16 protein-coding genes are annotated in these 17,172 nt (G+C 68.5%); 11 read left to right on the forward strand and 5 right to left on the reverse strand.

Going from position 1 to position 17,172, the window contains the following annotated elements; genetic code table 11:
* The 6 genes from VGE49_RS05190 to VGE49_RS05215 all read left to right on the forward strand — a co-directional run.
* Positions 1 to 452, forward strand: a 452-nt coding sequence (locus VGE49_RS05190; RefSeq protein WP_331033504.1) for a murein hydrolase activator EnvC family protein, incomplete at its 5' end; no start/stop codon positions are given.
* 146 nt (positions 453 to 598) lie between these two features.
* The gene (yajC, locus tag VGE49_RS05195; protein WP_292082982.1) at positions 599 to 913 is read left to right on the forward strand and encodes a preprotein translocase subunit YajC; all 315 of its coding nucleotides are present in this window, start codon (positions 599 to 601) and stop codon (positions 911 to 913) included.
* 41 nt (positions 914 to 954) lie between these two features.
* Entirely contained in the window at positions 955 to 2,553 is a 1,599-nt protein-coding gene (gene secD / locus VGE49_RS05200) for a protein translocase subunit SecD (protein WP_331033505.1), read from the forward strand.
* Positions 2,553 to 3,524: a protein translocase subunit SecF gene (gene secF, locus VGE49_RS05205; RefSeq protein WP_331033506.1), complete on the forward strand. Its 972-nt coding sequence runs from the start codon at positions 2,553 to 2,555 to the stop codon at positions 3,522 to 3,524. The genes secD and secF overlap by 1 nt, the downstream gene beginning before the upstream one ends.
* A gap of 92 nt (positions 3,525 to 3,616) precedes the next feature.
* Entirely contained in the window at positions 3,617 to 4,237 is a 621-nt protein-coding gene (locus VGE49_RS05210; protein ID WP_331033507.1) for a hypothetical protein, read from the forward strand.
* Between the two features lie 40 nt (positions 4,238 to 4,277).
* Positions 4,278 to 4,904 carry a squalene/phytoene synthase family protein gene (locus tag VGE49_RS05215; RefSeq protein WP_331033508.1) on the forward strand — a complete coding sequence of 209 codons (627 nt, stop codon included), beginning with the start codon at positions 4,278 to 4,280 and terminating at the stop codon, positions 4,902 to 4,904.
* On the opposite strand, the gene VGE49_RS05220 is transcribed toward VGE49_RS05215, so the two are convergent.
* Entirely contained in the window at positions 4,901 to 5,392 is a 492-nt protein-coding gene (locus VGE49_RS05220) for a MarR family winged helix-turn-helix transcriptional regulator (RefSeq protein WP_331033509.1), read from the reverse strand. The two genes, VGE49_RS05215 and VGE49_RS05220, sit on opposite strands and share 4 nt — an antisense overlap.
* A gap of 68 nt (positions 5,393 to 5,460) precedes the next feature.
* On the opposite strand from VGE49_RS05220, the gene VGE49_RS05225 reads away from it, so the two are divergent.
* Positions 5,461 to 6,666, forward strand: coding sequence for an MFS transporter (locus VGE49_RS05225; RefSeq protein ID WP_331033510.1), 1,206 nt, complete (start codon positions 5,461 to 5,463; stop codon positions 6,664 to 6,666).
* 18 nt (positions 6,667 to 6,684) lie between these two features.
* Here the strand turns inward: VGE49_RS05225 and trmFO are convergent, their stop codons facing one another.
* Positions 6,685 to 8,091, reverse strand: a complete 1,407-nt coding sequence (gene trmFO, locus VGE49_RS05230) for a methylenetetrahydrofolate--tRNA-(uracil(54)-C(5))-methyltransferase (FADH(2)-oxidizing) TrmFO (RefSeq protein WP_331033511.1) — start codon at positions 8,089 to 8,091, stop codon at positions 6,685 to 6,687.
* 117 nt (positions 8,092 to 8,208) lie between these two features.
* Here trmFO and VGE49_RS05235 point away from each other — a divergent pair, with 117 nt between their 5' ends.
* The gene (locus VGE49_RS05235) at positions 8,209 to 9,135 is read left to right on the forward strand and encodes a hypothetical protein (protein ID WP_331033512.1); all 927 of its coding nucleotides are present in this window, start codon (positions 8,209 to 8,211) and stop codon (positions 9,133 to 9,135) included.
* A gap of 22 nt (positions 9,136 to 9,157) precedes the next feature.
* Positions 9,158 to 10,045 (forward strand): hypothetical protein, encoded by an 888-nt coding sequence (locus VGE49_RS05240; protein WP_331033513.1) that lies wholly within the window; start codon positions 9,158 to 9,160, stop codon positions 10,043 to 10,045.
* Between the two features lie 39 nt (positions 10,046 to 10,084).
* Here the strand turns inward: VGE49_RS05240 and uvrA are convergent, their stop codons facing one another.
* Both uvrA and VGE49_RS05250 read right to left on the reverse strand, forming a co-directional pair.
* A complete protein-coding gene (gene uvrA / locus VGE49_RS05245) occupies positions 10,085 to 13,024 on the reverse strand; it encodes an excinuclease ABC subunit UvrA (RefSeq protein WP_331033514.1) in 2,940 nt (979 codons plus the stop codon).
* Between the two features lie 100 nt (positions 13,025 to 13,124).
* Positions 13,125 to 13,649, reverse strand: coding sequence for a group III truncated hemoglobin (locus VGE49_RS05250; RefSeq protein WP_331033515.1), 525 nt, complete (start codon positions 13,647 to 13,649; stop codon positions 13,125 to 13,127).
* A gap of 125 nt (positions 13,650 to 13,774) precedes the next feature.
* On the opposite strand from VGE49_RS05250, the gene VGE49_RS05255 reads away from it, so the two are divergent.
* Both VGE49_RS05255 and VGE49_RS05260 read left to right on the forward strand, forming a co-directional pair.
* Complete coding sequence (locus VGE49_RS05255) at positions 13,775 to 13,924, forward strand: hypothetical protein (protein WP_331033516.1); 150 nt, start codon at positions 13,775 to 13,777, stop codon at positions 13,922 to 13,924.
* A complete protein-coding gene (locus VGE49_RS05260) occupies positions 13,890 to 15,494 on the forward strand; it encodes an ABC-F family ATP-binding cassette domain-containing protein (RefSeq protein WP_331033517.1) in 1,605 nt (534 codons plus the stop codon). Before VGE49_RS05255 ends, VGE49_RS05260 begins: the two co-directional genes overlap by 35 nt.
* Positions 15,495 to 15,552: 58 nt before the next feature.
* Here the strand turns inward: VGE49_RS05260 and VGE49_RS05265 are convergent, their stop codons facing one another.
* Positions 15,553 to 17,136 (reverse strand): EAL domain-containing protein, encoded by a 1,584-nt coding sequence (locus tag VGE49_RS05265; protein ID WP_331033518.1) that lies wholly within the window; start codon positions 17,134 to 17,136, stop codon positions 15,553 to 15,555.
* Between the last annotated feature and the right edge of the window lie 36 nt (positions 17,137 to 17,172).

Below are 17,172 nucleotides of genomic sequence, written 5' to 3' on the forward strand. Positions count from 1 at the left end.
CCCTGCCGCCGCCGCCGCGGACGCCGGCCGCCGCCGCGCCTGCCCAGGGCGCCGCCGTGGGCCAGGCCCTGGCCATGCAGTGGCCCGTGCGCGGCGACATCCTGCGTCGCTTTGGTCCGGTCGGGATGGGCGAGCGCAACAACGGCGTCAATATCGGCGCCGCCGCCGGGACCGAGGTCAAGGCCGCCGCCGCTGGCCGGGTGGCCTATGTCGGCGATCTGGTGGGGCAGGGGCTGACCGTCCTGATCGCTCACCGCGACGGCTGGCGCACCGTTTACGGTCATCTGGGCTCGGCCACCGTGCGCGACGGCGCCGAGGTCCGCGCCGGCCAGGCCATCGGCACGGTCGGCCTGACGGCGGGCGACGGGCGCCCCTCGATCCACTTCGAGACGCGTCAGATGCGCGGCGATGATCCGGTCGCGATCGACCCGCTGACGGTTCTGCCGCGCTGACGAGGACCGCCCGGCGTGTCCGGGCGGCATCGCTTGAGGTCAAGAGACGTCAGGCCGCGTTGCAAATCGGCACGGCGCGCCCTAGTTTCCGCGCCTCAATTTAATGGGGCCCCCGTTTCGAGGTCGGCCCGGTTCGGGGAGTTTCCATGCCTACTGGTTCCGAAGGCGGCCTGATGGCCATCGTGGTGCAGATCGCGCCGATCGTCGCGATCTTCATCCTGTTCTACTTCCTGATGATCCGCCCGCAGCAGAAGCGGATGAAGGCTCACCAGGCCCTGATCGCCGGCGTCAAGCGCGGCGATGAAGTCGTCCTGTCGAACGGCATGGTCGGCAAGGTGACGCGCGTCGAGGACGCCGAGGCCATGGTCGAGATCTCGCAGGGCGTGAACGTCCGCGTGGTCAAGGCGATGATCGCCGAAGTGCGCAACCGCACCGCCATCGCCGCCAACGACAAGGGCTGAGCGGCTCTCGCCGCTGACGCCCGCCCGAAAAGAGCCCTGACATGATTCAGCTTTCGCGCTGGAAAATCGTCCTGGTCGTGCTGTCGCTCGTTTTCGGGCTGCTGCTGGCCTTTCCCAATGTCCTGACGCCCGCGCAGCGCGAGGCTCTGCCCGGCTGGCTGCCCAAGAACGGCCTGAACCTGGGCCTCGACCTTCAGGGCGGGTCCTACCTGTTGCTGGAAGTCGACGTGCCGGCGATGCGCGCCAAGCGCGTCACCAATCTGGTCGAAGACGTTCGCGTCACCCTGGCCGAGCAGAAGATCCCCATCGGCGGCCTGCAGCGCGAAGCCGGCGGCGTGGTCGTGACGATCGGCGAGGGCGCGCAATACGACGCCGCCCTGACGGCGCTGCGGAACCTGGCCCAGGCCGGCGCCCCGCAAGGCCAGGCGGACCGCGTTGTCACCCGCCTGGGCGACAACCGTATCCGCTTCGCCTTCACCGACGCGGCCCTGGCCGCCATGGGCGCGACGGCGGTGGATCAGTCGATCGAAGTCGTCCGTCGCCGGATCGACAGCACCGGCACCAAGGAAATCTCGATCACCCGCCAGGGCGCCGACCGCATCGTCGTCCAGGCGCCGGGCGAGAGCGACCCGGCCAAGCTGGAGGCCGTCATCGGCCAGACGGCTCAACTGACCTTCCAGATGGTCGATGTCAGCCCGAACGGCCTGGCGGACGCCATGGCCGGCCGGGTGCCGCCGGATTCCGAACTGCTGGTGGGCGAAGACGGGGTCACGCCCTATCTGGTCAAGAAGCGGGTGCTGGTGTCGGGTGAAAACCTGACTCGCGCCGGCGTCGGCTCGGATCAGAACGGCCGCCCGGCCATCGACTTCCGCTTCGACGGTCAGGGCGCGCGTCGCTTCGCCGAAGCGACGACCCAGAACATCGGCAAGCCCTTCGCCATCATCCTGGACGGCAAGGTCATTTCGGCCCCGACCATTCAGGTGCCGATCACCAACGGTTCGGGTCAGATCACCGGCAACTTCACCATCGAGTCCGCCGCGACCCTGGTGAACCTGCTCAACGGCGGCGCCCTGCCGGCGCCGCTGAAGGTCGAGGAACGTCGCGTGGTCGGCGCCGAACTGGGCGCGGACGCCATCAAGGCCGGTCAGGTTTCGACCGCGGTCGGCGCGGCCATCATCGTCCTGTTCATGATCCTGTCCTACGGCTTCCTGTTCGGTGGGATCTCGGTCATCGGTCTGATGCTGAACGGCATCCTGATCGTGGCGGCCATGTCGCTGTTCCAGGCGACCCTGACCCTGCCCGGCATCGCCGGTCTGGTCCTGACCTTCGCGGTGGCCGTCGACGCCAACGTTCTGATCTATGAGCGGATGCGTGACGAAGCGCGGGCCGGCCGTTCGGTCATCGCCTCGATGGACGCAGGCTTCAACAAGGCCATGGGCACCATCATCGACGCCAACCTGACCACCCTGGTCGCGGCGCTGATCATGTTCGCCTTTGGCGCCGGCCCGGTGCGCGGCTTCGCCTGGACGCTGACCATCGGCGTGTTCACCTCCATGTTCTCCTCGGTGATGGTCGCCCAGGTCCTGCTCGGGTACTGGCTCAAAGTCGCCAAGCCCAAAAAACTGCCGATCGCGGAGTGATGGCGATGCGTGGATGGCCCCTCATCAAACTGCTGCCGCACAAGACGAATTTCCGTTTTGTCCGGTACGCCCTGCCGGCGGGCATCCTGTCCGCCGTGCTGTGCGTCGCTTCGCTGGTCGCCTGCTTCTACCCCGGCCTTGAAATGGGCATCGACTTCAAGGGCGGCGCGGTCATGGAAATGACCGCCCCGGCCGGCAAGTCGATCGACGCCGGCAAGGTGCGCGAAGCGATGAACAACCTCGATCTGGGCGAGGTCCAGGTCCAGAACATCGACGGCGACCAGCGCGCCATCGTCCGCTTCCAGGTCCCTGAAAACGAGGATCAGACGGCGGTCGTGACGCGGGTTCAGAAGGGCATCACCGACGCCGTCGGTCAGGTGACGTTCTCGGGCACCAGCGTCGTCGGCTCCAAGGTGTCGGGCGAGCTGTTCAGCAGCGGCCTGATGGCGCTGGGCGCGGCGATCGTGCTGATGTTCGCCTATATCTGGTTCCGCTTCGAGCCGCAGTTCGGCTTCGGCGCCGTGGCCGGTCTGGTGCACGACGTGATCCTGACCTTCGGCCTGATTGTCCTGTTCCGGCTGGAGTTCAGCCTGAACATGGTGGCCGCCATCCTGACCGTCATCGGCTATTCGATGAACGATACGGTCGTGGTGTTCGACCGCCTTCGCGAGAACCTTCGCAAGTACAAGACCATGCCCCTGCGCGAGGTGATCGACCTGTCGATCAACGAGACCCTGTCGCGGACCATCATCACTGGCGTCACCGCCGTCATGGTGCTGGCGGCGCTGGCCGTGTTCGGCGGCGAGGCCCTGTTCGGCTTCTCCATCGCCCTGATGGCCGGCATCATCATCGGCACCTATTCGTCGATCTATGTCGGCGCGCCGATCATCCTGCTGTGGGGCGTCAAGCGCGGCGGCTCCATCGACGAGGACGCCAAGCCGGTCAAGTTCGGCATGGCCAGCCGCCCCTAAGGGGCCGGTTCACCTGAAAATGCTCCTCCTTCCCCCCGACGGGGAGGGAGGAGTAAGGTCACGCTTCCTGATTCCGACCCGGGGAGGGGCGCATGGCCAAACTGCTTTCCAACTTCAGAACGACTTTCCTGCTCAGCATCCTGCTGGCGGGGGTCATGATCTTCGCCTTCGGCCGCATCGCGCCGGGCGGTTTCGATCTCGGCTTCGCCCAAGCGGCCTTCCGCTGGGTCCACGTCGTGGCCGGCATCCTGTGGATCGGCCTGCTCTACTATTTCAACTTCGTGCAGATCCGGGTCATGCCTGCGATCCCGGCCGAGTTGAAGCCCGCCGTCAGCAAGCACATCGCGCCCGAGGCCCTGTTCTGGTTCCGCTGGTCGGCGCTGGTGACGGTGCTGGCGGGGATCGCGGTCCTGTTCACGCGCGGCCACGCCTATGCCCACGAAGTCCTGACTTTCGGCCTGGCTGGCGGTCTGAACGCGGGCGACCAGCAGTTCACCCTGATGGGGATCGGCGTCTGGCTAGCCATCGTCATGTTCCTGAACGTCTGGGGCGTGATCTGGCCGAACCAGAAGCGCGCCCTGGGCATCGTCGCCGTCGACGACGACAGGAAGGCCAAGGCCGCGCGCATCGCCATGCTGGGCAGCCGCACCAACCTGCTGCTGTCGCTGCCGATGCTGACTTCGATGGCCATGTATCAGACCCTGTTCGGCTGAGGCTTGCGCCATTGCGCGCAATGGCCGATGGCCTTGCGCAATGACTGTTGATCTCGATGCCCAGGTCCGCGCCGCCGACCCCGACCGCTGGCTGTCCAGCCGGTTCGTGGCCGACGAACAGGCGCGCGCGGACCTGATCGCCCTCTACGCCTTCGAGGCGGAGCTGCTGGCCATTCCCACGCGCGTCACCCAGCCCATGCTGGCCGAGATGCGCTACACGTGGTGGGCCGAGCAGATGGAGGGCGTCTTCGCCAATACGCCGCGCGTCGGCCATCCGGTGCTGGAGGCCCTGACCGCCGCCGTCGCCCGGCATGGTCTGGAGCGCGCGCCGTTTGACGCCCTGATCGAAGCCCATATCGGTCGGGTGCATGGCGAACCACACGACCTGGACGCCTTCTATGTGGGCCCGATGCAGGTCGCTGTGCGGATGCTGGCGGGCGCGGAGCATGAGGCGGCGGTCGTCGAGGTCGGGCGTCTGTGGGCCCTGTCGCAGACCGGCCGAGCCGACGAGGCGAGGGTGCTGCGGCCCGCCGTCAACGCGGCGCTCAAGACTCTGCCGACCTCAGCTTTTCCCGCGACGGCCCACGCTGCGCTCGCGGGCTTTGATCACCCCGAGCCGGTCAAGCGGTTGCGCCTGTTGTGGGCGGTGCTGCGCGGCCGCGTCTAGTCGCAGAGGCCGCCGATCAGGCGGGCCAGCAGGGCGTTCAGGGTCTTCTGCTCATCGAGCGACAGCGGCGCGAGGATGTCTCGCGCCGCTTCTTCATGATGGGGCATGATGGTTTCGATCAGGTCGAAGCCCTTGTCGGTCAGGCGCACCAGGGTGGCGCGACGGTCGGTCGGGTGGGGGCGGCGCTCGACCAAACCCGCCTTCTCCAGCCGGTCGATGCGGGCCGTCATGCCGCCGGACGACATCATGGCGGCCTCGAACAGGGCGGTCGGGGTCAGGCCTTCGGGCGCGCCCGAGCGACGCAGGGTCGCCAGGGCGTCGAACTCGCCCTGTTGCAGGCCGTAGCGGGCGTAGAGCGGCGCCTGGCGTTCCCGCGAGACCAGGATGGAGGCCTCGTGCAAGCGGCCCAGCGCCTCCATCGGCAGCATGTCCATGTCGGGACGCTGGACGGCCCATTGGGCGGCGGCGCGGGAGGCTCTGTCGGGCATGAGTTGTCTTGACATCGAGATACTTGAGGTCGAGAGACTAGCGCGATTTTCCAGTGGAGTCCTGTCTGATGACCGCACGGTCCGAAACCGAACCGGCGCGCGGCGCGTCCTTGCTGCTGCTGGCGGCCATCTTCACCCTGGCGCTGAACCTGCGTCCGGCGATGGCCGCGGTCGGGCCGCTGCTGGACCTGATCGAGGGCGCGACGGGGATGGATTCCACCGCCGCCAGCCTGCTGACCACCCTGCCGGTGGCGATGATCGGCCTCGGCGCCCTGTCGATCCGGCCGCTGCGGCGGCGGCTGGGCGAGCGTCGCGGCATCCTGCTGGGGGCGCTGCTGATCGGCGGGGCCTGTCTGGTGCGGGCGTCGCTTAAAGACACGGCGGGCCTGATCGCCAGCGCGGCGGTCGTGGGCGTGGGCGTGGCACTGATCCAGGCCCTGGCGCCGGTCGTGATCAAGCGGGCCTTCCCGACGCGGTTCGGCACGGTGATGGCCGTCTACACCACGGGCATCATGGGAGGCGCGGCCATTGCGGCGGCCACGGCGGCGGGCCTGGCCGAGACGGTCGGCTGGGCCTGGACGCTGGCGCTGTGGAGTGCACCGGCCTTCGTCGCGGCGGTCGTCTGGCTGATCGCCGCGCGCGATCCGGCGGCCGAGGAGCCCGACCGGGCGGCCGTGGCCGAGACGACGCACCCGGAAATCCCCTTCTGGAAACAGGGCCGAGCGTGGAGCCTGATCCTGATCATGGGGCTGGGGACCTCGGCCTATACGCTGGTGCTGGCCTGGCTGCCGCCCTTCTATGTCGATCTGGGGCAGGCGAGGGCGACCGCGGGTTATCTGCTCAGCGGCATGACCGGGGCCGAGGTGGCGGCGGGGATCATCGTCTCGATGGTCATCGCGCGCTTCCCGGATCGGCGCGGGCCGATCCTGACGGCGCTGGGTCTGGCCCTGATCGGTCTGGCGGGACTGGTGGTTGCGCCGGTCGCTCTGGCGGTTCCGGTCGTGATCGTCATGGGGCTGGGCATCGGGGCCATCTTCCCCCTGACCCTGATCCTGGCCATGGACCAGATCGACGATCCGAGCCGGTCCGGTGATCTGCTGGCCTTCGTTCAGGGCGGGGGCTACATCATCGCCAGCCTGTCGCCCCTGGCTGCGGGCCTGTTGCGCGACCACATGGCCGATTTGACCGGGGCCTGGGTCCTGATGGGCGTCGGCGTCGTCGTTCTGGGCGTGATGACGCTGCAGTTCCGGCCGGGCCTGCCCAGACTGCGCTGAGGCGACCCGGCCTATCGCTCAGGCGTCGCGCCAGGCCTTCAGCGCCTCCATGGCGCGGATGGATTGCAGACGCTTCTTGGCCCGGCCGCGTTCCTTGGGATGGATGCGCTTGCCGTTTTCGTCGACCTTGGGGGCTTCCAGCGGCGGCAGCAGGCCGTAGTTGATGTTCATCGGCTGGAACTTGGAGCCTTCCAGATGGCCGCCGGTGATGTGCTCGACCAGGGCGCCCATGGCGGTTTCCGGCGGCGGGGCGGACAGGTCGCGGCCCAGGGCCTGGGCCGCGGCCAGACGGCCGGTCAGCAGGCCCATGGCGGCGCTTTCGACATAGCCCTCGACGCCCGTGACCTGACCGGCGAAGCGCAGGCGCGGCATGGCCTTCATGCGCAACTGCTTGTCCAGAAGTTGCGGGCTGTTCAGGTAGGTGTTGCGGTGCAGGCCGCCCAGGCGCGCGAACTGGGCGTTCTGCAGGCCGGGGATCATGCGGAAGGTCTCGGCCTGCGCCCCGTGCTTCAGCTTGGTCTGGAAGCCGACCATGTTGAACAGGGTGCCCAGGGCGTTGTCCTGACGCAGTTGGACGATGGCGTGGGCCTTGACCGTCGGGTTGCGCGGATTGGTCAGGCCGACGGGCTTCATCGGGCCGTGGCGCAGGGTCTCGCGGCCGCGCTCGGCCATGACCTCGATGGGCAGGCAGCCGTCGAAATAGGGGACGTTCTCCCAGTCCTTGAACTCGGCCTTGGGGCCCCCCAGCAGGGCGTCGATGAAGGCGTCGTACTGCTCCTTGTCCATCGGGCAGTTGACGTAGGCGGCTGCGTCTCCCCCCGGGCCTTCCTTGTCGTAACGCGACTGACGCCAGGCGATGTCGAAGTCGATGCTGTCGGCGTGAATGATGGGGGCGATGGCGTCGAAGAAGCTTAGGCTTTCCTCGCCGGTCATCTTCAGGATGGCGTCGGCCAGGGCGGGCGAGGTCAGCGGGCCGGTGGCGACGATGACGTTGTCCCAGTCCTCCGGCGGTAGGCCGGCGATCTCCTCGCGCACGACGGTCACGAGGGGGTGGGCTTCCAACTTGGCCGTCACGGCCTGGGAGAAGCCGTCGCGGTCCACCGCCAGGGCGCCGCCCGCCGGGACCTGATGGGCGTCGCCGCATTCCATGATGATCGAGCCCAGCGCCCGCATCTCGGCGTGCAGCAGGCCGACGGCGTTGTATTCCCAGTCGTCCGAGCGGAAGGAGTTGGAGCAGACCAACTCGGCCAGACCGTCCGTCTGGTGGGCGTCGGTCTTGATGCCCGGCACGCCGCGCATTTCATGCAGGATGACGGGCACGCCCGCCTGGGCGATCTGCCAGGCGGCTTCGGAGCCGGCGAGGCCGCCGCCGATGACGTGCACAGGGGCGGGGATGGGCTGGGGAGTGGAAGCTGCGTTCGACATGGCGGCCTTCTAGCCGTCCCGGAGCCGTCCGTCAGCCTGTCTTCCGCACCGAGGCTGCGGCGGGGTGGCGCGTGCTATATGGTCTGGCTTAAAGACGGCGGTTCACAGGAGCCAGTCATGACTACGGCGTTTTCCATCGGCGAGGCCCTGGCCTCTGGGTTCAGGCTGACGCGGCGCAGGCCGCTGCGGGTCTGGGCGTGGGGCGTCGTGTCGGCTGCGCCGTCGCTGCTGTTCGGGGCTCTGATGCTGCGAATGTTCGGCGCGGTTTCGATGGAGGCGATGGCGTCCGAGGAGCCCTCGGCCGCCTTCGTCGGGCAGATGATGCAGTTTCAGGCCTGGTCGGGGCTGGCGAACATCCTGCAGGCCCTGATCTGGGTGGTGGTGACGGCCGCGATCTTCCGGACCGTGTTGTTCCCTGAACGCGCGGCGCGTTTCGCCGGGCTGAAGCTCGGCATGGACGAGGTGCGTGTCGCCGTCGTCGCCTTGGCCATGATCGTCGGCTTCTACGCCGCCGCCATCGTGATCGCCCTGGTCGCCTTCGCGGTCGGCGCCGGCTTGTGGTTCGTGTCGGAGGCGGCGGCGGTGGCCCTGGGCCTGCTGACGGCGCTGGCGGCGGGGCTGGCCGTCTGGGGCGTGCTGCTGCGGGCCTGCCTGATCATGCCGGCCAGCGTGGCTCTGGGCGACTTCGCCTTCGTGCCGGGCTGGAAGCTGTCGAAGGGGCAGGTGTTGCGGCTGCTGGGGCTGAGCCTGGCCATCGTCGCAGTCGTGCTGGCGATTGAAGCGGCGTTGCTGGCGGTCATTGCTGCGGTGCTGTTCCTGCTGGCCGGGATTAACGTCTTCAGCCTGGCGGCCATGCTGGAGCAGGGCGCGCCGCCCGAGGTCGATTGGGGCGTTCTGATCCCCTGGGCGCTGGCGGCCTTCGTGCCCCTGTCCTGGCTGCAAGGCTTCCTGACCACGGTGATGGCGGCGCCCTATGCTCAGGCGTGCCGGTCGCTGCTGGCGCAAGCGCCGCAGGACGAAGCGCGTCCGGTTGCGCTAGGCTGAGCGGGAATCGAGGACGACCTGCATGATCTTTCCCGCCACCGACTGCGCCTTTGAAGGTTTTCGCCTGACGCGCCGCGCGCCCGTCGCCGTGCTGCTTTGGGCGGCGGCCTACGCCGTCTTCTTCGGCCTGCTGTTCCTGCTGGTGGGCTCGCACTTCGCCACCATCCTGTCGATGGTCTCGCAGATGGAGGGGCAGGCCGAGCCGTCGCTCGAGGAGATGCAGCCGCTGATGCAGGCCTATGGCGTCATCGTCGCCTGGGCCGCGCCGCTGGGCCTGCTGTTCAGCGCGGTGATCAGCACCGCCATCGCCCGCTCCGTCATCCGGCCCGAGGATCGCAAGTTCGGCTACATGCGCGTCGGCAAGGACGAGCTGCGCGTGCTGGGGGCCAGCCTGATCGTCGCCCTGATCATGTTCGGCGTGACCGTCGTCGGCTTCATGCTTGTCAGCCTGGTCGCCGCCCTGGCGATGACCGCGCCGGCGCTGTGGCTGGCCGTGGTGCTGCTGTCGCTGGCGCTGTTGGCCGTCGCGATCTGGCTGTCGGTGCGGCTCAGCCTTGTGGTCCCTGCGACCTTCGCCGAGGGGCGGATCGCCGTGAAGTCGGCCTTCGCCATGACGGGGCAGAAGACTTTTTGGCCGCTGTTCGGGATGGCGATCATCGCCTGGGTCATGGCCATGCTGGTCGGCCTGCTGGGCTCGGCCGTGGCGGCCCCGCTCAGCCTGATGGTCGGCGGCGCCGAGCGTCTGGTCGGCATGGAAGGGGCCAGCGTTCCCAGCCTGCTCAGCGCCCTGGGGCCGATGCTGGCCGTGTCGCTGGTGGTCAACGCCGTGATGTCCGCGGCGCAGATCGTCATCATGTATGCGCCGTTCTCGGCCGCCTATCTGCACCTCAGGGGCGCATCGCGCGCCTGATGCGGCCACGGCGAGGATAGGGAGGCCTGATCGATCCGGTCAGGCGCTCTTGCGGGCGCGGGCTTTCTTCTCTGCCTTCTGAACTTCCGGCAGGGCGGCCACGCGCGCCTTGCGGCGCTCTTCGTGGCGGTCCAGCACCTCCTTGAGGTATTTGCCGGTCCAGCTGGCGGCGTTGTCGGCCACCTGCTCGGGCGTGCCGAAGGCCACGATCTCGCCGCCGCCGTCGCCACCCTCGGGACCGAAGTCCAGCAGGTAGTCGGCGACCTTGATGACATCCAGGTTGTGCTCGATGACGACGATGGTGTTGCCGTTGTCGACCAGTTCCTGAAGCACCTCCAGCAGCTTGCGGGTGTCCTCGAAATGCAGGCCGGTGGTCGGCTCGTCGAGGATGTAGAGGGTCTTGCCGGTGGCGCGGCGGGCCAGCTCCTTGGACAGCTTGACCCGCTGGGCCTCGCCGCCGGACAGGGTGGTGGCCGGCTGGCCGACCTTGACGTAGCCCAGGCCCACGCGCTCCAGCGTCAGCATCTTGTCGCGGATCGAGGGCACGGCGTTGAAGAAGCGCGCCGCCTCTTCAACCGTCATGTCCAGAACGTCGGATATGCTCTTGCCCTTGAAGACAATTTCAAGGGTTTCTCGGTTGTAGCGTTTGCCCTTGCAGACGTCGCAGGTGACGTAGACGTCGGGCAGGAAGTGCATCTCGATCTTGATGACCCCGTCGCCCTGACAGGCCTCGCAGCGGCCGCCCTTGACGTTGAAGCTGAAGCGGCCTGGGCCGTAGCCGCGCGCCTTGGACTCCGGCAGGCCCGCGTACCAGTCGCGGATTGGATTGAAGGCGCCGGTATAGGTGGCCGGGTTCGAGCGCGGGGTGCGGCCGATCGGCGACTGGTCGATGTCGATGACCTTGTCGAACTGCTCCAGCCCCTCGATCCGGTCGAAGTTGGCGGGGGCGTCGGAGGCGTTGTGCAGGCGACGCGCGGCGGCCTTGTAGAGGGTCTCGATGGTGAAGGTGGACTTGCCGCCGCCGGACACGCCGGTGACGCAGGTGAACAGGCCGACCGGGATCTCGCCGGTGACGTTCTTCAGGTTGTTGCCGGTGGCGCCGCTGATCTTCAGCATCCGCTTGCGGTCGACCGGACGGCGGCCCTCGGGCGGCAGCTCGATCTCGCGTGCGCCGGTGAGGTACTGGCCGGTCAGGGAGTTGGGGTTGGCCATCACCTCGGCGGGCGTGCCCTGGGCGCAGATTTCGCCGCCGTGGACGCCGGCGGCCGGGCCCATGTCGATGACGTAGTCGGCGGTCAGGATCGCCTCCTCGTCATGCTCGACCACCAGGACCGAGTTGCCGAGGTCGCGCAGGCCCATCAGGCTTTCCAACAGGCGGGTGTTGTCGCGCTGGTGCAGGCCGATGGAGGGTTCGTCCAGCACATAGAGGACGCCGGTCAGGCCCGAGCCGATCTGCGAGGCCAGACGGATGCGCTGGCTCTCGCCGCCCGACAGGGTGCCGGAACTGCGTGACAGGCTGAGGTAGTCCAGGCCGACGTTGTTCAGGAAGCGCAGCCGGTCGGTGATCTCCTTGAGGATGCGGCGGCCGATCTCGCGCTGCTTGTCCGTCAGGTGGTCGTCCAGGGTGGTGAACCACAGATAGGCCTTGGAGATCGACAGCCAGCTGATCTCGGCGATGTCGGCCCCGCCGACCTTGACGGCCAGAGCCTCGGGCTTGAGGCGCTTGCCGCCGCAGACCTCACAGGGCGTCTCGGACTGATAGCGGCCCAGCTCCTCGCGGACCCAGGCGCTGTCGGTCTCGCGCCAGCGGCGTTCCAGGTTGGGCAGGACGCCTTCGAAGGCCTTGGCGACCTCGTATTTGCGGGCGTTGTCGTCGTAGACGAACTTGATCTTCTCGCCGCCCGAGCCGTGCAGGATGACCTTCTGGGCCTGTTCCGGCAGGTCGCGCCAGGCCTTGTCCATCGAGAAGCCGTAGTGCTGGGCCAGCGACTGCAGGGTCTGGGTGTAGAGCGGCGAGGGACCGCGCGCCCAGGGGGCCACCGCCCCCTTGTGCAGGGTCTTGTCGCGGTCGGGGATGACCAGATCGGCGTCGAAGGCCAGCTTGACCCCCAGGCCGTCGCAGGTCGGACAGGCGCCGAAGGGGTTGTTGAACGAGAAGAGCCGCGGCTCGATCTCGCTGATGGTGAAGCCCGAGACGGGGCAGGCGAATTTCTCGGAAAAGACGATGCGGCGCGGCTCTTCGCCCTCGGCGGCGCTCGCCCATTCGGCGGTGGCGATGCCGTCGGCCAGGTTCAGCGCCGTCTGGATGCTGTCGGCGTAGCGCGGCTCAAGACCTTCTTTGGTGACAATACGATCCACGACGATGTCGATGTCGTGCTTGAACTTCTTGTCGAGCGCGGGGGCGTCCTCGATGGCGTAGAATTCGCCGTCGATCTTCAGCCGTTGGAAGCCCTGACGCTGCCACTCGGCCATCTCCTTCTTGTACTCGCCCTTGCGGCCGCGAACGACGGGGGCCAGCAGCAGGATGCGCTCGCCGTCGGGCAGGGCGGTCAGCTTGTCGACCATCTGGCTGACGGTCTGGCTTTCGATCGGCAGGCCGGTGGCGGGCGAATAGGGCACGCCGACGCGCGCCCACAGCAGGCGCATGTAGTCGTGGATTTCCGTGACCGTGCCGACGGTCGAGCGCGGGTTTTTCGACGTCGTCTTCTGTTCGATGGAGATGGCCGGCGACAGGCCCTCGATCAGGTCCACGTCCGGCTTGCCCATCAGTTCCAGGAACTGGCGCGCATAGGCGCTCAGCGACTCGACGTAGCGACGCTGGCCCTCGGCGTAGATGGTGTCGAACGCCAGAGAGGACTTGCCCGACCCCGACAGCCCGGTCATCACGACCAGCTTCTCGCGCGGAATATCGACGTCCACGCCCTTGAGATTGTGCTCGCGGGCGCCGCGAACGCGGATGAAGTTGTGCTTTTCGGTCATGGAATCCGGGAACGCGGAAGACCCCGGAACGGTCCGGGGCGACGACGCTATATGGGGATCAATTCTCCCGAAACAGCAAGAACAATATGAGAACTTTTGCTCAGGCGCCGGGCGTCCAGGCGGGCTCGGGGCGGCGGTAGCGTTCGCCGGGGCCGACCAGGACGCCGTTGGCGTTGGCGACGCCCAGTTCCAGGCTCTCAGCTATGCGGCGGGCGCGGACGATGAAGTGGTCGGCGGCGACGGGCGGGCAGAGGTCGCGGGCGGTCGCCTCGAAGATCTGCAGCCAGCGGTCGAAATGGCGGGCGTCGATGGGCAGGGGCAGGTGTTTCGGCATGGGCCGGCCCTGATAGACGCCGGTGGACAGGGCGACCGAGGACCAGAAGAGCTTCATCTGCTCCAGATGCGGATCCCATTCCTTGATCCGCTCGGCGAAGATCGGGCCGATGAAGTCGTCGTCGCGAACGCGGGCGTAGAAGCCCTCGACCAGGGCGTCGATCAGGGCCTCGTCGATGCCGGTCTCGTCGCGGATCCGCTGGACGGCTTCGGCCCGGCGGGCGGCGGCCTCGGCCCGGTCGGGGGCTGGCTTGTCGATGCGGAAGGCGACGGTTCGATCGGGCGCGGTCATGGCCTGAAGATAGGCGCGCCGCGCTGCGTTGCAAAAGCGCAGCAGGAGAATTGGGGTTGCGCTGCGAAAGATCAGGACCCATCCTTTCATTCAGCCAACGTATTTGACGAGGAGGCACGACGATCATGATCAGCGCTCTGGAAATCGGTTTCGCCCTTTCCGCTCCGCTCTTCGTGCTCGCCTATGTCCTCGCTCAACCCAAGCCTCAGCCCGTCCGCATCCGCGCCAAGGCTAGCTATCGTGACGCTCAGCAGCGTCGCGGCCCGCACGCCTGACGGCTGCACCCTTTTCGATAATCTGAGCCTCGCCTTCGGGCGCGAGCGCACGGCCGTTGTCGGCCGCAACGGCGTGGGAAAGACCACGCTGCTGCGGCTTGTCGCCGGTCTGGCCGAACCCGCCGAGGGCACGGTGGCGCGCGCGGGAAGCGTGGGCTGGCTGGCGCAATCCTATGAGCCTGCGCCCGGCGAGACCGTGGCCGAGACTCTGGGCGCCGCGGAGCCTCTGGCCCTGCTGGAGCGGGTGCTGGCGGGCGAGGGCACGGTCGAGGACATGGCCGAGGCTGACTGGACGCTGGAGGCCCGATTGGACGAGGCGCTGGCCCAGGTCGGGCTGAAGGGATTGGCGCTGGATCGCCCTACAGGCGGCCTGAGCGGCGGCGAGCAGACGCGGCTGCGGCTGGCGGGCCTGATGCTGGCCGCGCCGGACCTGATCGTGCTGGACGAGCCGACCAACCATCTGGACGCCGAGGCGCGGGCTCTGGTGGCCGAGGTCGTCGGGCGCTGGCCGGGCGGGGTGCTGACCGTCAGCCACGACCGGGGCCTGCTGCGGCGGATGGATCGGATCGTCGAACTGTCGAGCCTGGGCGCGCGGACCTATGGCGGCGGCTGGGACCTCTATGTCGAGCGGCGCGACGCGGAGCGGGCGGCGGCGGAACGCGATCTGGAAACGGCCGAGCGCGAGGTCGGCCGCGCCGCGCGCGAGGCGCAGACGGCGCTGGAGAAGAAGGCCAAGCGCGACAAGGCGGGGCGGGCGCATCGGACGGGGACGTCTGATCCCAAGATCCTGCTCGACGCCAGGGCGCAGCGGGCCGAGGAAAGCGGAGCGCGCGAGGGGCGGCTGGCCGAGCGCCGTCGCGCCGAGGTCGAGACGCGATTGACCGAGGCGCGAGAGCGGGTTGAGCAGGCGCGGCTGCTGTCCGTGCCCATGCCGCCCACGGGATTGGCGGGGGGCAAGACGGTGCTGGCGTTGGACGGCGCGGAGTGGCGCAGCCCGGAGGGGAGAATGATCCTGGGGCCGGTGTCCCTACGGCTGACCGGACCGGAGCGGGTGGCGATCACGGGGCCGAACGGGGCGGGCAAGACGACGCTGCTGAAGCTGATCGCGGGCGACCTGGAGCCCACGGCGGGGCGGATCGAGCGCCCCGTGGCGGCGGCCCTGCTGGATCAGGCGGCGGCGATCCTGAAGCCGGAGGAGACGCTGATCGAGGCCTGGCGGCGGCTGAACCCGGAAGGGACGCCGAACGAGGCCCATGCGGCGCTGGCGCGGTTCCTGTTCCGCAACACGGCGGCGCAGCGGACGGTGGGGACGCTTTCAGGCGGGGAGCGGCTGAGGGCGGCGCTGGCCTGCGTGATGACGGGGGCGCGGCCGCCGCAACTGCTGATCCTGGACGAGCCGACCAACCATCTGGATCTGGATTCCATCGCGGCCATCGAGGCGGCGCTGGCGGCCTATGACGGGGCGTTGGTGATCGTCACCCATGATCGGGACTTTATGGACAATGTCGGGGTCGATCGGGAGGTCCGGCTGGAGCGGGATCTTGGCGCTGGCGGTGGCCTAGGCGGGTGAAACGCCCTGAGGCCCCGGCAATCCCTGAAATTCATTGGGATCGGCGCGCCGAACTCGATCAGCCCCAGGCTTCGACCACGCCTTGGCGGCGGGCGCGGGAGGAGACGGGGCCGGTCGTGACGGGTTCGGCTTCGGCGCGGCCGAAGAGCCAGCCCTGACCATAGCCGACGCCGAGAGCCTGAACGGTCTGGGCTGCTTCCTCGGTTTCAATCATCTCGGCGATGGTGGTCAGGTTCAGCGAAGCGCAGAGGTCGACCAGATGGCTGACCATGGTCCGGGCGCGCTCGTCGCCGTCGATCTGGCGCACGAAGCCCCCGTCGATCTTGACGGCGTCGACCGACAGACCGTGCAGATAGTCGAAGGCGGCGGAGCCTGCGCCGAAGTCGTCGATGCAGACCTTGATCCCGGCGTCGCGCAGGGCGCCCAGGCGACGATTGGCGGCGGCGATATCGGCCAGGGCGGCGGTTTCCGTCACCTCGACGATCAGGCGGCGGCGGTTGTCAGGCTCGGCCGCCGTCATGCGCAGCAGGGCCGCGACGTAGGTGTCGTTGGCCAGGGAGGCGCCGGAGACGTTGATGGCCACCTTCAGCAGGCCCGAGCCGGGCTGACGCAGGCGGTGGACGATCTTCTCGGCCACGGCCAGATCGAAGCTCTCGATCAGGGCCAACTCCTCGGCCATGCGGATGGCGGGGGCGGGGGCGCCGCCTTGGCCGAAGCGGGCCAGGGCCTCGAAATGGTGCACGGCGCGCGTCTTCAGATCGACGATGGGCTGATAGAAGAGGTTGAATTCCCGGTCGCGGACAATGCCGCGGAAACGGTCGGCGTCCTTGAGCGTGCGCGACAGGGAATCGGCGAAGCTGAGCTCGGGCTGGGCGCCGTCGTCCTTGAGGCAGCCTTCGATGGCGAAACGCATGGCGCGCAGGGCGCACAGGGCGTCGGAGCCGACGGAGACCTGGCTGGCGCGGGTCGACAGCTCCAGCCCCTCGGCCAACCCCGCCTCGCGCACGGCGGCCGCCAGATCACGGTCGTCCACGGCGTCCTTGAGCAGGGCGTAACGGGTGGGCGTCAGGCGACCGGCGCTGATCCCGTCGTGAGAAGCCGACTGCAGATGGGCGGAGATGCGGGCGGCGACGCGTTCGCTGGCGGCGTCGTTGGCGGCCGTCAGCCCCTGAACCTCGATGAAGGCCAGGGCGAGCCTTTGCAGCGCCGCGCCGGTCTTGTCGGCCAGGCTGTCCCGGGCGAGGTCCATGAAGGTCGCGGCGTCGGCGATCGCGGCGACGCCGGCGTTCAAGGCAAAGGGCGCGCCGTGATAGATCAGGGCGCCGGAAACAGCGGGCGCCAGTTCCGGCAGGATGAAGGCGCGGAACAGGGCGCGACGGACGCGGCCGTCGCCGCATTCCAGCAGGATCTCCAGGGGTTCGCTTCGCTCGCCGGCGGCCAAGGCGCGCGTGGTCTCGGCGACGGCGTTGCGGCTGGAGGGCGCCAGCAGGGCGCTCAGCGGCTGGCCGATCCATGAGGCGGCCCCTTGCCCGGCGACCGGTCCCGCCCCCAGGGCGAAGGCGACCTGGCCGGCGCCGTCCACCTCGATCAGGGCGTCGGCGGCGGCGAAGGCCATGCCAAGCAGACGGGATTTCTGGCTCATGGCCGAACCTTGCGTCGCGGACGTTAATAAAACACA

The sequence above is a fragment of the Brevundimonas sp. genome, from assembly GCF_036405315.1.
Lineage (GTDB): Bacteria > Pseudomonadota > Alphaproteobacteria > Caulobacterales > Caulobacteraceae > Brevundimonas.